Below are 19,810 nucleotides of genomic sequence, written 5' to 3'. Positions count from 1 at the left end.
TCACTCCACGACGATGACGCCTCGCACGGGGGCCCCGTGCCCCTCGGCGAGATAGGGATAGAAGCCCCGGGGCGCATCCCGGAACCAGACCTCGAAGACCGTCCCGCGCTCGAGGAGCGGTGGGCTCGCGTCCTGGCCGGTCTCCTCCAGGAAACGGCGCGCGGGCTCGGGAAGCTCGTCCAGCAGGAAGCGGATGGTGTGGACGCGGCGATCCACGGTGGTGAAGCGGACGCGGGCCCCCCCGGGGACGACCAGGCGCTCGGGGAGCACGTGCTCCTCGGAGCCCCGTCCGCCGAGCAACACCACCGGGTCGGAGTCCTCGGGCGCGGGCCCGCCCTCCGTGCACGCCGGCAGAAGGACCGCGAGCAGGAGGACGGCGCGAGCGGGGGCCAGGAGCCGCCGCCGGATCACCCGGTTGCCGCCGTCCCCGCGTCGGCGCCGCAGCGGACGCAGTAGCGCCAGCCCAGCTCCATCTCGTCTCCGCAGGCAGCGCAGGGCTTGAGGCGCGCGCTGCGACCGCAGTGCGGACAGAAGTTGACGCCGGTCCGGTCGGGGAGGACACCCTGGCACCAACCGCAGGAGCCGGCCGCGGACCCGGGATCCGGGGGCGCCGGGGTCGGGTTCGCCTGAGCGGTCGGCTCGACGGGGGTGATGTCCGCCTCCAGGAAGTCGGACGCGGTACCGTTCCCGGCCGGCGCGGGGGAGGAGCCGGACGGGGGCGGAGCGGGTGGGTGGAGCTCCAGGGGCGCGGGGTGCTCCGGAGCCGCCTGGGACTCCCGGCGGGCCGGGTACTCCCAGGTCGCTCGAGGCTCCCGGGGCGCCTGGTGCTCGAGCGGCGGGTGGTACTCCGTGCGCGCGGGGGACTCCGGCGACGCGGCGTCCGACGCGAACGCGGGGTTCGAGGCGGGCATCGCGCCGGTGTCCGCCGCGCGCGCGCGCACGTCGGAGGGGAGCCGGTCCGGGTTCAGCCGCACCTCTGCCGCGGCGAACTCGCGGAACAGCCCGGTATTGGGGTTCCGCGATTCCAGCTCGCGCCGGAGCTCACCCAGGGCCGGCTCCGACTGCAGATGCACGAGCTCCCCGGCACCCGCCAGGAGCCGCAGGAGGGCATCTTCGTAGTCCCCGTTCATCTGGACCCCCAGCACTTCCCGATGACTGCGATAGGGGACCAGCGTCTGGTAGATCTCGGCAACCGTGAAGGGGCGGCGCAGGTAGTCCGGACGTCGGCGCGCGATCTCGTCCACCAGGACGCGGTGGAAGCGCTCCACCGGTGGGGGGGCACTCGGTGTCGTCATGGGTGGAGGCGGGATGGAGGTGAGGCGATCACGGCTCTTCGAGCCGCATGATCCCGGCGTCGATCGCCGCGCGCAGGAAGTTACGGGGATCGTTGAAGGGGATGTCGACCCCGAGCTGTTCGTGCCAGCGTTCGGCGAGGCGACGCATGTACTGCGTCACGGTCTCGTGTCCGAACCCTGCCTGGTCGCGCATCTGCGTGACGATCTCGCGCCACGTGCCCCGGAGGACCTGACCGCCGGGGGTGCGCACATGGTGGACCGCCTGCTCACGGGCGCTGCGCTCGGCGCCGAACAGCTCCAGCTGCCGGGGATCAGGCTCGCTCTCGGCGCGCTGCGCCTCGTTCTCGATCTCGGCCAGCAACTGGTCGATCGGATCGGTGAAGGATTCGAGCTCCTCCAGCCGTCGCTCCCACGGCGCCAGCCGCACGTCTCCCGGCTCCAGATGCCAGAGCGCGCGCTTGAGCTCCACGAGCCGCCAGACGGCCAGCGAATCCCAGTGCTCGTGCGGAGGGACCCGTTCGAACTCGCGCAGCGCGCCCTCCCAGTCCCCGCGGTCGTACAGCAGGTGCCCGAGATAGATGCGCGCCTCGTGGGCGTCGGGATCGATGCGCAGCGCGCGGCGGATCTGGCGTCCCGCGCCGACCTCGTCTCCCAGGCGGTGGAGCGCGTAGCCCAACGAAGCGGCGGCCTCCGCGTTCTGGGGACGCACGGCACAGGCCCGCGCGAAGAAGTCGCGCGCCTCCCCGTACATGGCCTCGCGGTACAGCGCCCGGCCCATGGTGAGCAGCAGGTCCAGATCCTGCCCCATCCCCACCTGCTCGACCGCGCGGAAGTAGCGCAGCGCGGCCTCGCGCTGGCCGAAGCGCAGGAGGGTCTCGCCCATGCCCACGAGTCCGTCTTCGTGTGTGGGGTCGAGGACGAGCGCCCGCTCGAAGGCCTGGCGGGCCCAGGCGAACTCCTCGCGGGCGAGCCGGGCGTAGCCGAGGCCGACGTAGAGGTCGACCGCGCCCGGATAGATGGAGAGACCTTCTTTGAGCAACTCGAGCGCGCCCTCGTAGTCGCCTTCATTGTAGAGGCGATGGGCTCGCTCGTCGTAGTCTTCGGAGCTGAGGAACTGGTCGGACATGGACCCGTCTTCCGGGGCAGGCCCCGGCATCACGGCACCCCCGGCGCCCAGGCCGGGCCTCGCGCGCGCAATCTAACGGCCGCTCCGGGGAGCGACCAGCACGCGGCGGGACGCCGACATGCGCCGGCGGATCACCTGGTTTCCGTGAACGCGACGCCGCACCGGCACGCCCAGCGCGGCCCCGAAAGGACCAGCGGCCGTGTGGGGCCGCACCGCGGGCAGACCGGATTGTCCACCACCTCCGTCTGCGCGGTCACCTCCGCCTGCTCTGCGGGCGTGGCGGCCGGAATCCCCAGCTCGAACCGGAGCGAGGAGGTGGTGCACTCGAAGATCACGGCAGCCGATCCGTCATCGAAGCCCCGCGACCCGATCATGTCGAGATATCCACCCATCGGCGAGCGCAGCCGGACGCCGCGGTAGTATTCGTCCAGGATCTCGTCGTTGGTCTGGAGCGGGAGCGCGCCGGTCCTCGATGGCTGATCCGCGACGCGCACGTGCTTGGGCACGGGTGGCGTCTTGGCGGGCTTCGGCGCGGCGCGGAGCTTCTTGCGCGGCTTGCGCACCGGCTCGGTCGGCTCGTCCGCCTCCAGGAGGAGCGCCGCCCGCTTGCGGGCCGCCGCGGAGGGCCGGGACTTCCGGGTCTTGGCGGGACGCGCTGCCGGCGCGGGCGCCGGGGCGTCGGCCTTCGCCGGCGGCGCAGCGGCTTCGGCTGGAACGGCCGAGGCGGCGGGCTCGGCCGCGGCGGCAGGCGTGGGCTCGGCCTTGGACTCCGCCGCCTTGGCCCGGGAGCGGCGCTTCGGAGCGGCGGCGTCTGTCGTCGACTCCGTGGCCGTGGACTCCGCCGGGGCGGTCTCCTGCGCGCCAGCCTCGGCCTTCGGGGAGGCCTTGGTCTTCGGGGCCGCCGTCTTCTTCGTCGGCTCCTTGGCCGGAGCCTCCTGCACGGAAGCCTCCTTCTTCGGAGCCGGGCGGCGGCCTGCGGCCTTCGGTGCCTCGGCGGAGGCCTCGGGGGCCACGGCAGCGTCGGTCTTCTTCGGTGCCGCCTTCTTCTTCGCCGCGGACGTCGCCTTCTTCGGCGTCGCCGTCTTCGCGGCCGACTTCCCGGGCGCCTCCTTCGTGTCCGGGGCCCGGGAGGCCGCGGCAGCCTTGGGCGCCGCGGAGGACTTCGGGCGGCCCTTGGCCGAGGTGGCCTTGGCTCCGGCGGGCGCCTTCCCGGCGGTCGCCTTCCGGGTCGCGCCCCTGGACGCCCCGGCGGACTTCGTCGCCTTCTTCGCGGTCGCAGCCTTCGAGGCCGCAGCCTTCCCGGCCCCGGACTTCTTGGGAGCGGCCTTCTTCGAGGCGGCCTTCTTCGAGGCGGCCTTCTTGGGAGCGGCCTTCTTGGGAGCGGCCTTCTTGGGAGCGGCCTTCTTGGCGGTGGCCTTGCTCCGGGTCGTGCCGGCGGCGGAGGCCTTCTTGCTGGCTCCGCTCCGGGAGGAGGCGGCCTTCGCCGAGGCCCGGCTCGAGGTCTTCTTCACGCTGGACTTCTTCTTCGCGCCGGTCGCTTTACGGGTGGTTGCCGCGCGGGCGGAGCCCGCTGCCTTCTTTCTCGTGCTCTTCGCGCTGGTGCTCTTCTTCCGGGCGGTCCCGGACCGGGACGCCTTGCTCCCGGCAGCCTTGCCGGCGCCGCGCCTGGTCCCGGTGTTCGTGCTGCCCTTCCCGGCCTTGCCGCTGCTCTTCCCGGCTGCCCGGGTGCGGGTGGCGGTCTTCTTCTTCGCCGCCAGGCCCTTCGCCTTCTTGGCCGACGCTTTCTTCGCCGACGCTTTCTTGGCCGACGCCTTCTTGGCCGACGCCTTCTTCGTGGACGCCTTCTTCTTCGAGCTCCCTGCCTTGCCCCGGGCGGACGTCGCCGCACGGCGCTTCGCGGCATTCGCCTTGGTCGGGGACGCCTTGCCCCGCGTCGTCCCTGCGCGGGTCCGCGACCCGGTGCTCCGCTTCGTGCTGGCCAAGAGTCCCCCGTTTCCCGCGGGTCCGGCCGGGCCGGCGCGCGGAGAAGCTGAACGGAATCCGGCGGCGCGCTGCCTGCTGCGCTGCCCCTCCCGGAGGAGACCTCGAGGCGGTCTCCGTCCTCCTCGGTGCGGCCGTCCCCCCTGGCGAACCCCCGTCCCGGAGGTGTCGAAGTGGGGGAAATCCCGGCCGCGCGGGGCCGAACTTATGCGCCGTACGGAAAGGTCGCCAGCGCCGGCCGGCAACGAGGGACGGGAGGCGGACGCCGGGGGCCGGCGTCGTACGGGGGCCCATGCCCGATCGGGCACGGCCCCCCGCTTCCGACCTGGACGCCGTCGAGGCGTCCGGTCCGGGTCAGTTGCCCGTGGCTACCGCGCTGGACCCGGAGTCCACGGGAGTCGCCCGGGCCTCGGCACGCGTGGGCGCGCCGTTGACCAGGACCGGCTTGCAGAAACGCAGGCCGACGGTATAGAGATCCCGGAGATCCGTATCCGTCAGATCCGGATAGCGCTCGCCGAGATAGTCGATGGTCTCGTTCATCCACTGGCGCTGATCTTCTTCGCCCGCGTTCAGAACGCCACAACGGTTGATATGACTGAAAAGCTCGTTCCGAGCCCTTTCGAGGGTGGTTTCCGCCACACGCTCCTCCATCCGACGTACTCCCGATGTCCGGCGCACCGGACCGGGAAAGAATGAACACAACAGACCTTAAAGATACCTTCGCGAGCCCCTTGAGTGCAAATCCCTGAGATGCAGGCTTCGGACCGGTCCGTCGACCCAGCCGCCGGGCCCGCCGATCCGGTGACGCTGGAGATCTTCCGCCACCTCTTCGCGGCTCTGGCGGAGGAGATGGGCGCGGCCCTGCGCCGCGCGTCCTTCTCGCCGAACATCAAAGAACGGCGCGACTACTCGTGCGCGCTGTTCGCCCCCGACGGGCGCCCGGTGGCGCTCGGCGACCACATGCCCGTGCATCTGGGGGCGATGCCCATGAGCGTCGCCGCCGCTCTGGCGGCACTGGGGGATCTGGCTCCGGGCGACGTCGCGCTGGTCAACGATCCGTTCGAGGGGGGGACCCATCTGCCCGACCTGACCCTCATCCAGGCCGTCTTCGGGCCGGAGGGGCAGCCGCTGGGCTACGTGGCGTCCCGGGCCCACCACTCCGACGTGGGCGGCATGTCGCCCGGATCGATGCCTCTGGCGCGCGAGATCGTGCAGGAGGGACTGCGCATCCCGCCGGTCCGTCTCTACGTGGCCGGTCGCCGCAACGAGGATCTGTGGCGGCTGCTGCTGGCCAACGTGCGCACCCCCGAGGAGCGGGGAGGCGACCTCGACGCGCAGCTCGCCGCCCTTCATGCCGGCTCCACCCGTCTGCTGGAGATCGCCGCGGGACGGGGCGCGGCGGCCACGCTCGCCGCGATGGACGCGCTCATCACGTACGCGGATCGCCTGGTCCGGACGGGCCTGGCCCGCATCCCGGCCGGGCAGTGGGACGCCGAGGACTTCATCGAGGACGACGGGTTCGGCAGCGGACCCCTGCCCATCCGCGTCCGGCTGGGCATCGGCCCGGACGGAGCCACCGTCGACTTCACGGGCTCGGCGCCCCAGGCGCCGGGCGGCGTCAACGCGGTCGCCGCGATCACGACCTCTGCCGTCCGCTACGTGGTGCGCTGCGTCGTGGAGGACCTGCTGGGCGAGCCGCTGCCCGCCGGAGGCGGATCCATGGAGGCGGTGACGCTCGTGCTGCCGGAGCGCTCGCTCGTGGCGGCAGGGCTTCCCGCCTCGGTGGCGGCCGGCAACGTGGAGACCAGCCAACGGATCACCGACGTCCTGCTGCGCGCGTTCGCGGCGGCCCTGCCCGACCGGATGCCCGCGCTCTCGCAGGGCACCATGAACAACCTGACCGTGGGCGGCGTCGATCCCCGGACCGGGAAGCCGTTCGCCTATTACGAGACCGTCGGGGGCGGCATGGGCGCAGGCCCCGACGCGGACGGCCTGTCGGGCGTGCACGTGCACATGTCGAATTCGCTCAATACGCCGGTCGAGGCGCTCGAGCACGCCTACCCGTTCCGGGTGCACGCCTACGGATTGCGGCGCGGGAGCGGCGGGGAGGGGCTCCACCGCGGCGGGGACGGCCTGGTGCGGGACATCGAGCTCCTCGCCGAGTCGCAGGTGACGCTGCTCACGGAGCGCCGCACGCGCGGACCGGGCGGGGCCCGCGGCGGCCGCGACGGCGCTCCGGGGCGCAACACCCGCGGGGGTCCCGACGGAGACCAGGCGCTTCCCGGAAAGGTTACGTTGTGGGTGCAGGCAGGAGAGCGCATCCGCATCGAGTCGCCCGGCGGCGGCGGATGGGGCCGCCCCGCCTCGGACGCCGTCGGACCGGAGTCGGGCTGAACCCGGTCCAACCCACGCGCAGCCCCCCAAACCCGTGCGTCATGCAACTGCAACTGGCCCTCGTCTGCGATGAGGCGGGCACCGACGAGCTCGGTCGGCTCGATCTCAAGGGCGTCTTCAACGATCTCTACGCGCCCGGTTTCCCGGCCCAGCACACGATGGCGCTGGTGGTGGCCATCGAATGGGCGCACGACGACCACGGACGCTTCTCGTTCCGCGTCGACCTCGAGGATCCGAACGGGAAGCCCGCGCTGACCGTCGACGGCCACACGGACGTCGACGCGCGCCCGGCCCACCAGCCACCGCCACGCACCCGGCTCATCATGCCGCTGGAGGACGTCGTCTTCCCGATGCCCGGCGCCTACCGCTTCCGCATCCGCATCAAGGGGCGCACCTACGACGGCCCTTCGCTCTACCTGATGGAGTCGGGCCCCGCTCCCTCGTGACGCGCAGCCCGGAGGCCCGCCGTCGGGCGCCCGACCTGCGCGCCGATCCGCCGCGCTCGGTCCTCCTGGTCCGATTGAGCGCCCGGGGCGACGTCGTGTTCGCCACCCCGCTCGTGCGCGCCTTCAAGCGCACCTTCCCCGACGTGCGGATCACCTGGGTGGCGGAGCCGCACACGGTGGACCTGATCCAGCACCACCCGCTCCTGGACGAGGTGCTGGTCTGGCCACGCCAGGAGCTCAAGGCGCTGCTCAAGCGCGGACGGCTGCTCGCGGTGTGGCGGCGGGTGCGCGCCTTCCGCCGCCTGCTGCACGAGCGACACTTCGACCTGGCCATCGATCTGCAGGGCCTGCTCAAGAGCGCGTCGCTGGTCTTCATCTCCGGCGCGCGCACCCGTGTCGGCGTCGGGTCGCGCGAGTTTGCCGACCGGCTGGTGCACTACGACTTCTTCGACCCCGACCTCTCCCGCGTCTCCTCGCAGTACCACGAGCTGGCGCGCTGCCTCGGTCTGGAGACCGACGGCTTCGCGATGGAGGTGGCCGTCTCGGACGAGGATGCCCGCTTCGCGGCCGAGTGGGCCCGCAGCGAGGGGCTCCAGGACGGGTATGCGGTGCTGATCCCCTTCACGACGTGGCCGCAGAAGCACTGGGTCGCGGAGCGCTGGGCGGAGGTCGCGCACGGGCTGGAGCGCGCGCTGGGGCTGCCCTCGGTCCTGCTGGGAGGGCCGTCCGACCGCGCGGCCGCCGAGCCCCTGCTGGCGCAGGGTCCTTCCTCGCTGCGGGACCTGGTGGGACGCACGCGCCTGGGGCAGGCATCCGCCATCGTGCGGGGGGCACGCCTGGCGATCGGGGTGGATACGGGGCTGACGCACATCGCGCTGGCGTTCGATCGTCCCACCGTCTGCATCTTCGGGGCGTCCCTCCCCTACGAGAGCACCCCCACCGAGCGCGGCATCATCCTGCGCGAGGACATCCACTGCGCCCCCTGCTGGAGGAATCCGGTCTGCAACGGCCTCTTCACGTGCATGCACATGGTCACCACGCACGAGGTGCTGGAGGCGGCGAAAGGGCGGTTGGCGTTCGCGGAGGGCGGAGCCGGCGCTGAGCCGGCGTAACGTGGGCCTCGGCGCCTACCCGGTCCCGAGCTGCTCGTCGATGCTGCGCGTGAGCGGCGTGCGCTCGGCACCGGTGTGCTCGGTCTCCACGGGCTCCACCAGCATGACCCAGCACTCCTCCCGCGCAACGGGCCGGTGACGCACGCCGGCCGGCACCACGTGCACGTCCCCGGGACGCAGGGTGACGGAGCCGTCCTCGAACTCGATCACGAGCTCGCCCTCGAGCACGTGGAACAGCTCGTCCTGGTTCGCGTGATCGTGCCAGACGAACTCGCCGTGCACGCGCGCCACCTTCACGTACTGATCCGCCACCCGTGCGATCACGCGCGGCGACCACAGGTCGGGGAGCGACTGGACGGTCTGGCGCGCGTTCACCACGGGTCCAGGCATCGGATCAGCCTCCGTTCGAGTGGCGGCCTGCCAGCAGCACGGTGATGCGCGTATCCTCCACGTCCACGAAGCGACCACGCACCGGCAGCTCCTGCGTGACCGCGTGCTCCACGCTCAGGATGCGCGCGAACGGCACGGCCCGCCACTGCTCCACGATGCGCAGCAGCTTGGCGGACAGGTAGGGCGGATCCGCCAGGGCGATGTCGTAGGCCCCCTCCGGCAGCGCCTCCACGAACGGGATGGCGTCCCGCTTGAAGATGCGCGCCCGGTCCTTCACGCGGAGCGCCGCCACGTTGGCCTTGAGCGCGTGCAGGCTTTCGGCGCCATTCTCGACGAAGTCCACGTAGCGCGCCCCACGCGAGAGCGCCTCCAGACCCACCGCTCCCGTGCCGGCGAACAGATCCAGCACCCGCGCGCCCTCCAGGTGCGGCTCGAGCAGCGAGATCCAGCGGTCGCGTACGGTCTCGGCCGTCGGACGCACCCGTCCCCCGGGAGACGTCAGCCTCCGGTTCGCGAACCGACCCTGCACGATCCTCATGGTCGCCCTCCGGCGAGCGAGCCCAGCAGCGCGGCGGTGCGCCCGGCCGCGCCGCGGCGCGCCTCGATCACCGCCCGCCCGCGCGCGACCGCGGTCGCGGTGGCTTCGGGATCGTCGAGGAACCCCAGCACCGTCTCGACGATCCGGTCCGACACCACCAGCGCGCCCGATCCGGCCAGATGGCCGACCACATCGTCGAAGTTGGCGTGGTAGGGGCCGATCAGGGCGGGGCGCCCCAGCGCGACCGGCGCGATGGGATCGGAGCCGCCCAGCGCCACGAAGCTGCGCCCGACCACGGCCACGTCCGCCAGGGCGTAGGCGTGGGTGAGATCGCCCATGGAGTCGAGCAGGATGCGGGTGCTGCCCGGGGGGCGTTCGGTCCCGTCGGGGCTTTGCGAGCGTCGTACGAAGGTCGGGTCGAGCGCCGCCACCTCGGCGAAGCGCTCCGGCTTGCGCGGCGCGATCAGCAACGGCAGGTCGGCCGGGAGCTCCGCGAGGAGGCGCGCCTCCTCGCCGGGTCCGGTCGAACCGGCCACGACCAGCGGCCGGGACCGGTCGATCCCGAGCGCGAGCGCGAGGGCCCGCGTGGCCTGAGCGTCCACGGTGGTGGGCGCGGCGTCCCACTTGGTGCTGTCCGTCACCCGCACGCGCGCCTCGGGCACGCCCAGCGCCACGAAGCGCTCCGCGTAGGTCTCCGTCTGCGCTCCCACCGCGGCGAGCCGACGGAAGGTCGGGGCCACGAGTCGACGCACGCGCAGATAGCGCGCGAAGCTGGAGGCGCTCAGGCGTCCCGACACCACGGCAACCGGGATCCCGCGCGCCGTGCAGGCCGCCACGAAGTTCGGCCAGACCTCCAGCTCGACGAGCCCCACGACGTCGGGCCGCGTGCGGTCCAGGAAGCGCGCGACCGCCGCCGAGACGTCCAGCGGGTAGCGCAGCACCGGCATGCGGCTGCCGTACAGGGCCTCCGCCCGGGCCGCGCCCGTATCGGTGGTCGTGGCGATCGCGGGGCGCAGACCCTGCGCCTCCAGCTCCGCGAGCACCGGCGCCACCGAGGCCACCTCTCCGACGCTCACGCCGTGCACGAGCACCGTGGGCCGGGGATCGGGAGCCAGCGCGGCCCCCCGACCGAAGCGCCCCGACCAGTCGGTGCGCCACTTGCCCGTACGGAGCATGCGGGTGGCCCACACCGGGCTGGCCAGCACGGCCGCGGTCAGATAGGCGACGTCGTAGCCCAGGCCCACGGCGCGCTCAGCGCGGCCACCAGAGCAGCTTGGCGGCCAGGAACAGGAAGCCCGCCAGCAGCCCCAGGGCGGCCTCGTACTCCCGGTTCTTCCAGTAGCGTCGCACGGTGAAGCGCGGCCGCGGCTGCGGCCCGGGGACGGCGGCAGGCGTCAGGCGCGGCCAGAAGAGCGGAACGCGCGCAGCGTACGCGCGATAGTGTTCGCCGAACTTGGCCGAGAGCAACTCGGCCTCCCCCCGCGCCGTGCGCCCGTATACCGTGACATAGAACAGCAGGAACGCGACGACGAACACCCACTGACCGCCCGCGACCGTGACGCCCAGGCCCACCAGGAGCGAGCCGACGTAGAGCGGGTTGCGGACGTGCGCGTAGGGCCCGTCGGTGGCGAGCTCCATCTCCTTGTGGATGTAGCCCGCCGCCCAGGCGCGGATGGCCAGTCCCACGAGTGCCACGGCGGCGCCGGTAGCCAGGAGGGCCGGGGTGGGCGCGGCGAACCACAGGAAGGGCAGGATCAGGAGCCAGACCAGCCGGAGGCGGATCTTGCGCAGCGACAGACGCACGGGGCGCGTCTCCTCCTACCGGATGCGGAGGCGTTGCGCGCGCAGGAACTCCTGCGTGATCGGCGTGCCCTCCTCGATGGACTCGAGATGCAGGCTCAACGACCCGATCGTGAGATCCGACTTCATGTAGACCAGGATGCGGCGCTCGTCGTTCGTGAAGTGCAGCTCCGCCTTGCCTCCCTCCCCGAACAGCCCGGAGGTCCGGATGAGCGGCTGCACCACCACGGTCTCGAAGGTGCCGGCCGGCACCTCGATGGTCTCGGTGCGCAGGACCCGCACGATGACGGGATTCCCGCTGTCCTTGAAGTAGCGCGGGATCGTGTCCACGTCCCCGACCTGGAGGGGCAGCGAGCGCACGAAGTAGACGAAGGAGATGTCGTCCAGCGGCAGCGTGGCCTGCATGGTCTCGGCATCGTCGTTGTCCATCCGCTCCCAGCGCTGCTCCTCCGGGTAGATCTCGTACTCGCGGTGCCGCTTGTAGTTGACCTCGTGGATGTCCTGGATGAAGCGGCGGCTGGTGATGTTCTCCACGTCCACGTACGAGCTGTAGCGATCGTGGACCTCGGCGCCCAGTAGCCCACCGTCCAGCGTCCAGCGGATGTGGTAGGCGGCCTTGCCGCGCACGTTCTCGACGCCCTCGACGGACATGGTGCCCCGCCCGGCGTTGAACCAGCCGAACTTGAGCTTGTAGCCCAGCCGCTCCCCCGGTCCCCAGGGCATCTCCACCAGGGTGCGCGGCCAGTTCAGCGGCTGGTCTCCCGCGCCGTTGGCCTGGGCTTCGGACTGGGCCTGGGCCGGGACCGGAAGCGCGGCCACGACCATCCACAGCGCCGCCTGCGCAAGGCGCCTCACGCGGCGTCCTCGACCCCGACCGTCCAGACGCGACCCCGGATCCGTCCGAACGAGCGCAGGGCCGACAGGACCCGGAGCCGGGACGGACGCTGGCGCAGATCCCCCCGCTCCACGACGGGGCTCTCCACGAGGCGTCGGGCGAAGGGCGACAGCGAGCGCAGGACCTCCAGGTTGACGGCCGGTCCGGAGAGGGGCGCCAGGGGCGTGAACTGCCCGGAGCGAAGCGCCTTCTTGAGCACGATCACCCGGAAGGCCCGGAGGCCACAGAAGGGATCGGGCACGGGTGCGTCGCGGAGCGAGGAGCCCAGGAGTCGGCCCGCGGCCCAGCGCGTGAAGCGCTCTCCGCGCGTCCGGCCCCGGTCCTCGGTCACCGTGCCGCAGACGAGATCGGCGCCCCCTTCGATGGCCTTGACCATGGGGACGATGGCGTCGGGGCTCTCGGTGAAGTCGGCCTGCAGCGTGACCACCACGTCCCGTTTCGGGTAGGGCGACACCTCCGCCGCCCGCTCGAGCAGGGCGTGCAACGTCGCGCCGTAGCCGCGGGCGCTCGAGGAACGCTCGATGTCCAGCGGGACCACGCGCGCGTAGCGGCCCAGCAGCTCCGCGGTGCCGTCCCGGGACCCGTCGTCGTGGACCAGGATGCGGTAGTCCCGGCCGAACTCCCGCATGACCTTCCGGATCTTCCACAACAGCACACCCAGGGTGCGCGCTTCGTCGTGGGCCGGGATGCAGATGTAGATCATGGGGAGGATCCGGTCAGGGTCGGTTGCCGCGTAATACCGGGGCCGCCGGGGGCGGTTCCTCCAGGAGACGTCGCCGCCAGCGGCGGTGATGCCACAGGTACTGGCCCGGATCGGCCTCGATACGCCGTTCCAGGGCCTTCGTGAACGATCCGGTAACGGATCGGATATCGGCGTCCAGGTCTCCCGAGCGCGGGACCTCGATCCGCTCCAGGAAGACGTGATACCGCCGGGGCGGCCCGGGCCGGACCACCGCGCACCCCGCCAGGACCGGCGCGCCGGTGCGCAGCGCGAACACGGCCGGTCCCTTCGGCGTGGCCGCCGGATGCCCGAAGAAGGGGAGGACCACGCCGCCCGGCGTGTGTTGGTCGGCGACGAGCGCGACGGTGCGCCCGGCCCGCAGCGCGGCCGGGACCCGCGTGGCGGCTTCCCTGCGATCCAGCACGCCGAAGCCCAGCGCGTCCCGATGGCGGCGCAGCTCACGGTCGATGAGCGGGTTGCGCTGGCGCACCGCCACCGCATCCAGGGGCAGCCCGCGCACCGCCAGGGCCGCCCCGGCCAGCTCCCAGTTGCCCAGGTGTCCGGTCACCAGCACGCTGCCCTGTCCAGCCGCAGCCGCCTCCAGCAGCTCCGCGAACAACGCTTCGGTGGCGGCGTCGCCCCAGGTGGTGTGTGCGAGCACCGCCTCGCGCAACGCCGCACCGCGGAGCGCGCCCAACCGCAGCAGCATGGCCACCTCGCGGCCCAGATGGCCGTAGGCCTCGCGCGCGATCCGCGCCCGCCATCCGGCCGGGCGGTCCCCGAAGGCCAGCGCCAGGCTCTCGTCCACCTGCCGGCGCCGGATGCGGAGCGCACCAGCCGTCCGCGCCACTCCGGCGCCCACCGCGAGGGCCGCGGACTCCGGCACGAGACGCACCAGCGTCTGCACGGCGGACAGCCCCGCGTGCTCCAGCCGGTGCGCGACCGTGGGCCTGCGCTCCTCCATGCCTCAGCCTTCGCTGCCCGCGGCCTGCAGCGCGTAGAGCCGGCTGTAGAGGCCGCCTTCGTCCAGGAGCGCGCGATGGTCCCCGCGCTCGACGACCCGTCCGTTCTCCAACACCAGGATCTGGTCGGCCTTCCGGATCGTGGAGAGTCGGTGTGCGATCACGAACACCGTGCGGCCGGCCAGCAACCTTTCGATGGCCGCCTGCACGAGCCGCTCCGACTCGGTGTCCAGCGCGCTCGTGGCCTCGTCGAAGATCAGGATGGGCGGATCGCGCAGGATCGCCCGCGCGATCGAGATGCGCTGCCGCTGTCCACCCGACAGCTCGGCGCCACGCTCCCCCACGACGGTGTCGTAGCCCTTGGGGAGGTGCTGGATGAACTCGTGGGCGTGGGCGGCCCGGGCCGCCCGTTCCAGGGCGGCGTCGTCCACGTGGTCCAGACCATAGGCGATGTTCGCGCGCACGGTGTCGTGGAAGAGCACCGTATCCTGCGACACGATCCCGAGCTGACGGCGCAGGCTCCGCACCTCGAAGTCGCGGATGTCGGTGCCGTCGATCGTGATGGCACCCTCCCCCACCTCGTAGAAGCGGCCCAGCAGGTCCACGAGCGTGCTCTTGCCCGCCCCGCTCGGCCCCACCAGCGCGACCACGCTGCCCCGCGGCACCCGGAAGGACACGTCCTGCAGGACGTGGTCGCCGGCGCGGTAGCCGAAGGAGACGCCGTCGTAGACGATCTCGCGCTCGAGTCCGGAGAAGGGACGGGCGTCGGCGCGGTTCCGGATCTCGATGGGCGCATCCATGAACTCGAAGACGCGCTCGGCGCCCACGAGGCCCGGCTGGACGAGCGCGGGGAGCTTGGAGAGGTACTTCACCGGCGAGTAGAGCTTCATGCTCAGGACCAGGAAGCCCACGAACTCGGCGCCGCTCAGCGCATTCTCCACCAGGACCAGACGGGCGCCGTACCACAGCAGCACCACGGTCCCGAAGGCGGCCAGCAGCTCCGTGATGGGCGCGGCCAGCGCCCGCCACTTCTGGGTGCGCAGGAACGTGCGGAAGTAGCTGCGGGTCAGGGCGCGGAAGCGCTCGCGCTCGTGTCCTTCCGCCGAGGCGGTCTTCACCAGGCGGATGCCGGAGAGGGTCTCCTGGATGTGCGAGCTCACCTGGCCGGCCAGGTCGAGGACGCGCCGATCTCCCCGCCGCAGCTTCTTCACCAGCGGGCCCCAGATGGCCATGGCGCCCGGCACCACCAGGAACGCGGCGAGCGTGAGCTTGACCGACAGACCCAGCATCAGGACCATGGCGGCCGTGAATTCGAAGAACGACGACAGCGTCTTGGCCAGCTCGCGCGTCACCAGGGTGCGCAGCTGTTCGACGTCGTTGGTGAGGCGAGAGATGATCTGGCCGGTGCGGGTGCGCCCGAAGAAGGCCAGGTCGAGCTCGAGCAGGTGGTCGTAGACATCGTCGCGCAGGTCGCGCGTGACGCCCTGCTCCACGCGCGCCACCAGCACGTTCTGGATGAAGTCGAAGATGTTCTTGAGCGTGACGACGACCAGGATGAACAGGATGATCCCCTGGATGGCATCCTGGGGATCGCCTCGCAGGTCCACGACCCGACCGATGGTGGCGTCCAGCATCGCGTCCAGGCGGCCCCCGCTCGACGCCCCCACGCCCGATCCTCCGAACAGCGTCTGCAGGAACGGGATCAGGAGCGCCAGCGAGAACGCATCGAGCGCGGCGAAGATGAACATCGCCAGCGCGGCCACGACGAAGACGCCGGCGTGGGGCTTCAGATAGCCGAGGACGCGCAGGTAGAGCTTCACGGAACCGGGGGCACCGGATCTGGACTCAGCGGCCGCGCGGGAGCAGGCGGGCCACCGGCACGATCATCTCTTCGGGCGAGACGCCGCCGTGCAGGAAGGAGCCGCGATAGCGCGCCTGGTACTCCCGGAGCTTGGTCGGATAGACGAAGAAGTGGTCGTCCAGCGCGATCAGGCAGTGGACACCGGGCTTGCCCGCGGGCAGTCGCAGGTCCGTGAGGTTCTTGGCCATGAGGACCGCCTTGGGATCCTCCGCCCGGATGTCGCTGCCGAACTTGTAGCGCAGGTTGGACGTGGCATCCTTGCGCGCGAACACGGTGGCCGGCCGCATGCAGTGCAGCGAGCCGTGGTCGGTGGTGAAGATGACCTGCCGGCCTTCCTGCGCCGCCTCCCGCAGGACCTGGAAGAGCGCGGAGCGCTCGAACCACGAGCGGGTGAGGTCGCGCAGGGCCGCCGCGTCGCGCGCCACCTCCATCAGGATCGGTGACTCCGAGCGCCCGTGCGTCATCAGGTCCACGAAGTTGAAGACCAGGGCGATGACGCCACCGTTGCCGAGCGCCGAGCGGATCCGCGCCCGCACCTGCTCGCTGCCCCGATCCCCGAAGATCTTCTCGTAGTGGACCGGGATCTCCCGACCCGTGAGCCGCTTCAACTGCTCGGCGAGCAACCGGTCCTCGAAGGCGTTGAGGCTCCCCTCGTCGTCGGACAGGTCCCACCAGCCGGGGTTGCGGCGCGCGATCTCGTCCGGGAAGAGACCGGAGAAGATGGCGTTGCGCGCGTAGGGCGTGGCCGTGGGCAGGATCGAGAACTGGAAGTGCTCCTCGACGTCGAACCAGGGGGACAGCAGCGGCGCGATGACCCGCCACTGGTCCAACCGCATACAATCGAGGACCACGAAATAGACCGGGTCGGGCCCGAGCGCGGGCACCAGGAAGTCCGCGACCACGTCCACGGACAGGCGCGGCCGGTCGTCGCGGCCGGCCCGGAGCCAGGCCGGGTACTGCCGCACCGTCCAGGTCCCGAAGTCGCGACGCAGCTCCTCGGTCAGGCCCTGCACGCTCTCCAACAAGCCGTGTTCGCCCGCGTTCTCCAGACGGATGTGCCAGTCCACGAGCTCGGCGTAGACCTCACGGAACGTGTCGGCGTCGGCCGCCTCGGCCTTCTTGCGCGAGAGCTGCGGAAAACGCGCCGCGAAGTCCTGCGCCACCCGCTGTTGCTGGATGGACGAGCCCTCGAGGATCCGCGTCACCACCGAGAGCACCTGCCGGGGGCTCGTGGGCTTGACCAGGTAGTCGTCCACCCGGCGCCCGATGGCCTCCGTCATGGTGCGGTCCTCCTCCGACTTGGAGATCATCACCACGCGGGCGTGGGGATCACGGCGGCGGAGCACCTCCAGGACCTCCAGGCCGCGGCGGCCCGGCATCTGTTCGTCCAGGAGCACCAGGTCGTACGGGTTCTCGCCGAGGAGGGCCAGCGCGTCGTCCCCGTTGGCGATGGCGTCCACGTGATAGCCCCGCTGCTGCAGGAACAGCAGGTGGGGCTTCAGGAAGTCGATCTCGTCATCGACCCAGAGGATGCGCTTCGCGCCCGCGGTGGACATGCCGGAAGCTAGGGAAAGCGGGAAGGGGGGGCCACGTCGGTGCGGAGAGGCGGGGCCTGGATCCTGCGGAGGGCCAGGCCCATGCGCGGCCAACCCGGTATGGACCCCAGGCGGCACCGGCGCGTAGCAACGAGGGACCGCGGGCAGGGGGAGCTGATGACGGGACGTGGGGCAGCGGGGACGGCGCACCGGCGTCGTCGACAAGGGGCGTCGGTGGGTGCAGGGCTGCTCGCCCTGGCGGCGACGGCGGCACCCGGTGCGGCCCAGTACATCCAGGGCGTGACACTCTATACCACCTGGGACAGCCCGATCGCGTCGGCCGCGGTCGAGCTCATCGATCTGCGGCAGGAGGTCGTGGCGACCGCCTTCACGGGGTTCGACGGCCGCTTCGCCATCCCGGTCCCGCAAGATGGCGTCTACTACGTGCGGGTCAGCCACCTGTCGGCCGAGACCTACGTAGACGGTCCGGTGGAGCTGAGCACGACGCGCAACACCCTCGTGACCTTCCATGTGGACCCGCGTCCCGTGCTGCTCGACTCCCTGGCCGTGGCCGTGGAGCGGACCTCCATCCGCCTGCAGGCGGCGGGCTTCTACCAGCGGCAGCGGCTGTGGCCGGGCACGTTCCTCGACGAGCAGGAGATCGCCGAGCGGGCACCCATCCGCCCCACCGATCTGCTGCGGGTCATCCCCGGAGTGCAGGTCCTGGAGAGCGGCACCGGCATGCCCTTCCGCGCGGTGATCACCCGCTACGCGCTCCGCAGCACCATGCAGAACCGGCCCCCGTGCTTTCCCCGCATCTACCTGGACAACGCGATCGTCGAGTTCGGAGGGACCACGCCGCCGGCCACCGACTTCGACAACCTGGTGGCCGCGGGGGATCTGGCCGGGCTCGAGGTCTACGACAGCCCGGCCGAGGTGCCTCCCCAGTTCGGGGACGCGCGCTGCGGGGTGATCCTGATGTGGACGAAGCGGTAGGCTCGGAGCCGAACCCCACCGGGTGACCCGGGGGCGGGTCGCGGCGATGCGCGCCGCGCCGCGGTCGCCGTGCGCTGGCGTCCGGCTCCGCCGCCGCGCATCCTGGGCCGGTGACCGACGCCCGACGCCCACTTCCCCTGCGCCTCCGCCGCGGTCCGTGGTGGCTCTGCTGCGCCGCGACTTCCCTGGGTGCCAGCGCCTGCTCGGACCCGCCCACGGTGATCGCGGATCCATTCCCCCCGAGCCTCGGCGCGGCCGTCGTCACCCCCAATCCCCACAACAGCCTGTCGGTCTCCGTGGAGATCGAGGCGAGCTTCGCGGACTCCGCCCGGCTGCGCCTCCAGACGTCCGGGGAACCGCCGGACACGACGCCGTGGGTGGCACTCACCGCGGGCAAGGGGACGCTGCTCGCGCTCGGCCTGCTGGAGGAGCGGGCCTACACGACGATCGTGGACCTGGCCGGCCCCGAGGGCCGGGCCTCCGCCACCGCGGACACCTTCACCACCGGTGCCCTGCCCGAGCGGCTGCGTGAGGTGACGATCGCGACCACCGGCACGCCCACCCACCCGCTGACGCTCGTCAACGGCGGCAACCTGGGCACGCCGGGCCTCGTGTACGCCTTCGACCGGCAGGGCCGGATCCGCTGGTACCGGGAGCTGCACGAGTATCCGGTGGCCCCCAACCCGGCCAAGGAGACCAAGCAGCAGCCCAACGGCCACATCACCGTGTTCGTGGGCGAGACCAGCGGGTTCGAGCCGCTGGACGGCCGCTATGTGGAACTCGGCCTGGATGGCTCCATCGTGCGGGAGTACGAGGCCGCCGGTGGGCTCTACACGGATTCCCACGAGCTGCTGCTGGACTTCGAGGGCGGCGCGCTCGAGCGGATCCACCTGCTCGCGTACGATCACCGCACCATGGATTTCCGCCCTTGGGGCGGGATCGACGGCGCGCTGGTGGCGGGACACCGTCTGCAGCGACTCACGGCGGCGGGCGCCGTGGAGTTCGAGTGGAACGCGTGGGATCACCTCGATCCGGCCGATTGGATCGAGCCCCCCGAGTCCCTGCGCAACCAGCCCGTGCTGGACTTCGAGCACCCGAACTCGATCGATGTCGATTCCGACGGCAACTACGTGGTCTCGTGGCGGCACCTGGGGGAGGTCACCGCCATCGACGGCCGCAGCGGCGACATCCTCTGGCGCCTGGGGGGCGTCCACAACGAGTTCGCATTCGTGGGCGATCCGCTGGGCTTCTTCAGCGCGCAGCACATGGCCCGCACCCTCCCGAACGGCAACCTGCTGCTCTTCGACAACGGTGTCCGGCACGACCCCCCGCAGAGTCGCGCGGTCGAGTACGCGCTGGACCTGGACGCCCGCACCGCCACGATGGTGTGGGAGTACCGGCCCGACCCGCCGCTGTTCAGCATGTTCGTGAGCGGCGCCGAGCGTCTGACCAACGGCAACACGCTCGTCGGCTTCGGCGTGCCGGCCCACATCGCGGAGGTGACCCCGGCGGGCTCCGTGGTCTGGTCGGCGGAGCCACGCTGGCGGGGACAACCCGCCATCTTCTACCGCGCGCACGCGCTTCCTTCGCTGTACGGGTATCAGCGGCCCTGAGGTCCGCGTGCGCGACGGTCCTCCTCGGCGCGTCCGCGGAGAGCAACCACGAGCGCCCCGCCAGGCATCCCCGAAGCGGCCGCCGCCACGCCCGCCCCCCGATCCTTGGCGTCCCGCGCGGGTACGCACGGCGCGCCCGGGGACCA

The 19,810-nt window shown here is 71.9% G+C and carries 19 protein-coding genes; 6 read left to right on the top strand and 13 right to left on the bottom strand.

Annotation, left to right across the window (positions count from 1 at the left end; all coding sequences use genetic code 11):
* From R3E98_17110 to R3E98_17095, 4 genes are all read right to left on the bottom strand, one after another.
* Positions 1-411, bottom strand: a complete 411-nt coding sequence (locus R3E98_17110; GenBank protein MEZ4425119.1) for a hypothetical protein — start codon at positions 409-411, stop codon at positions 1-3.
* The gene (locus R3E98_17105; GenBank protein MEZ4425118.1) at positions 408-1,268 is read right to left on the bottom strand and encodes a zinc ribbon domain-containing protein; all 861 of its coding nucleotides are present in this window, start codon (positions 1,266-1,268) and stop codon (positions 408-410) included. Before R3E98_17105 ends, R3E98_17110 begins: the two co-directional genes overlap by 4 nt.
* A 55-nt stretch (positions 1,269-1,323) precedes the next feature.
* On the bottom strand, positions 1,324-2,421 hold the full coding sequence (locus R3E98_17100; GenBank protein ID MEZ4425117.1) for a tetratricopeptide repeat protein: 1,098 nt from the start codon (positions 2,419-2,421) through the stop codon (positions 1,324-1,326).
* A gap of 131 nt (positions 2,422-2,552) precedes the next feature.
* The gene (locus R3E98_17095; GenBank protein MEZ4425116.1) at positions 2,553-3,362 is read right to left on the bottom strand and encodes a hypothetical protein; all 810 of its coding nucleotides are present in this window, start codon (positions 3,360-3,362) and stop codon (positions 2,553-2,555) included.
* Between R3E98_17095 and R3E98_17090 the strand changes: the two genes are divergently transcribed.
* From R3E98_17090 to R3E98_17075, 4 genes are all read left to right on the top strand, one after another.
* Positions 3,307-5,097: a hypothetical protein gene (locus R3E98_17090; GenBank protein ID MEZ4425115.1), complete on the top strand. Its 1,791-nt coding sequence runs from the start codon at positions 3,307-3,309 to the stop codon at positions 5,095-5,097. The genes R3E98_17095 and R3E98_17090 overlap by 56 nt on opposite strands.
* A 105-nt stretch (positions 5,098-5,202) precedes the next feature.
* On the top strand, positions 5,203-6,795 hold the full coding sequence (locus R3E98_17085; protein ID MEZ4425114.1) for a hydantoinase B/oxoprolinase family protein: 1,593 nt from the start codon (positions 5,203-5,205) through the stop codon (positions 6,793-6,795).
* A gap of 41 nt (positions 6,796-6,836) precedes the next feature.
* Positions 6,837-7,241, top strand: coding sequence for a hypothetical protein (locus tag R3E98_17080; protein ID MEZ4425113.1), 405 nt, complete (start codon positions 6,837-6,839; stop codon positions 7,239-7,241).
* The gene (locus tag R3E98_17075; protein MEZ4425112.1) at positions 7,238-8,353 is read left to right on the top strand and encodes a glycosyltransferase family 9 protein; all 1,116 of its coding nucleotides are present in this window, start codon (positions 7,238-7,240) and stop codon (positions 8,351-8,353) included. The genes R3E98_17080 and R3E98_17075 overlap by 4 nt, the downstream gene beginning before the upstream one ends.
* 15 nt (positions 8,354-8,368) lie before the next feature.
* On the opposite strand, the gene R3E98_17070 is transcribed toward R3E98_17075, so the two are convergent.
* Genes R3E98_17070 through R3E98_17030 form a run of 9 tightly spaced genes read right to left on the bottom strand, consistent with a single transcriptional unit; the run spans position 8,369 to position 17,076 of the window.
* Positions 8,369-8,743 carry a cupin domain-containing protein gene (locus tag R3E98_17070; protein ID MEZ4425111.1) on the bottom strand — a complete coding sequence of 125 codons (375 nt, stop codon included), beginning with the start codon at positions 8,741-8,743 and terminating at the stop codon, positions 8,369-8,371.
* A gap of 4 nt (positions 8,744-8,747) precedes the next feature.
* On the bottom strand, positions 8,748-9,281 hold the full coding sequence (locus tag R3E98_17065) for an RsmD family RNA methyltransferase (GenBank protein MEZ4425110.1): 534 nt from the start codon (positions 9,279-9,281) through the stop codon (positions 8,748-8,750).
* Positions 9,278-10,525 (bottom strand): glycosyltransferase N-terminal domain-containing protein, encoded by a 1,248-nt coding sequence (locus tag R3E98_17060; GenBank protein MEZ4425109.1) that lies wholly within the window; start codon positions 10,523-10,525, stop codon positions 9,278-9,280. The genes R3E98_17065 and R3E98_17060 overlap by 4 nt, the downstream gene beginning before the upstream one ends.
* A gap of 7 nt (positions 10,526-10,532) precedes the next feature.
* Complete coding sequence (locus R3E98_17055) at positions 10,533-11,084, bottom strand: isoprenylcysteine carboxylmethyltransferase family protein (protein ID MEZ4425108.1); 552 nt, start codon at positions 11,082-11,084, stop codon at positions 10,533-10,535.
* Positions 11,085-11,099: 15 nt separating this feature from the next.
* Positions 11,100-11,936, bottom strand: coding sequence for a DUF3108 domain-containing protein (locus tag R3E98_17050; protein ID MEZ4425107.1), 837 nt, complete (start codon positions 11,934-11,936; stop codon positions 11,100-11,102).
* Positions 11,933-12,679 (bottom strand): glycosyltransferase family 2 protein, encoded by a 747-nt coding sequence (locus R3E98_17045; protein MEZ4425106.1) that lies wholly within the window; start codon positions 12,677-12,679, stop codon positions 11,933-11,935. Before R3E98_17045 ends, R3E98_17050 begins: the two co-directional genes overlap by 4 nt.
* 13 nt (positions 12,680-12,692) lie before the next feature.
* Positions 12,693-13,661: a lysophospholipid acyltransferase family protein gene (locus R3E98_17040; protein MEZ4425105.1), complete on the bottom strand. Its 969-nt coding sequence runs from the start codon at positions 13,659-13,661 to the stop codon at positions 12,693-12,695.
* 3 nt (positions 13,662-13,664) lie between these two features.
* Entirely contained in the window at positions 13,665-15,479 is a 1,815-nt protein-coding gene (locus R3E98_17035) for an ABC transporter ATP-binding protein (GenBank protein MEZ4425104.1), read from the bottom strand.
* A gap of 25 nt (positions 15,480-15,504) precedes the next feature.
* The gene (locus tag R3E98_17030) at positions 15,505-17,076 is read right to left on the bottom strand and encodes a response regulator (GenBank protein ID MEZ4425103.1); all 1,572 of its coding nucleotides are present in this window, start codon (positions 17,074-17,076) and stop codon (positions 15,505-15,507) included.
* Between the two features lie 213 nt (positions 17,077-17,289).
* Here R3E98_17030 and R3E98_17025 point away from each other — a divergent pair, with 213 nt between their 5' ends.
* Positions 17,290-18,051, top strand: a complete 762-nt coding sequence (locus tag R3E98_17025) for a carboxypeptidase-like regulatory domain-containing protein (protein ID MEZ4425102.1) — start codon at positions 17,290-17,292, stop codon at positions 18,049-18,051.
* A 218-nt stretch (positions 18,052-18,269) separates the two neighbouring features.
* Positions 18,270-19,664 carry an aryl-sulfate sulfotransferase gene (locus R3E98_17020; GenBank protein ID MEZ4425101.1) on the top strand — a complete coding sequence of 465 codons (1,395 nt, stop codon included), beginning with the start codon at positions 18,270-18,272 and terminating at the stop codon, positions 19,662-19,664.
* Positions 19,665-19,810 lie beyond the last annotated feature (146 nt).

It is taken from the genome of Gemmatimonadota bacterium, from assembly GCA_041390125.1.
Taxonomy (GTDB): Bacteria; Gemmatimonadota; Gemmatimonadetes; order Longimicrobiales; family Gaopeijiaceae; genus JAGQIF01.
Note: the sequence above shows the minus strand (reverse complement) of the source record. Positions and strands in the feature narration are given on the sequence as shown.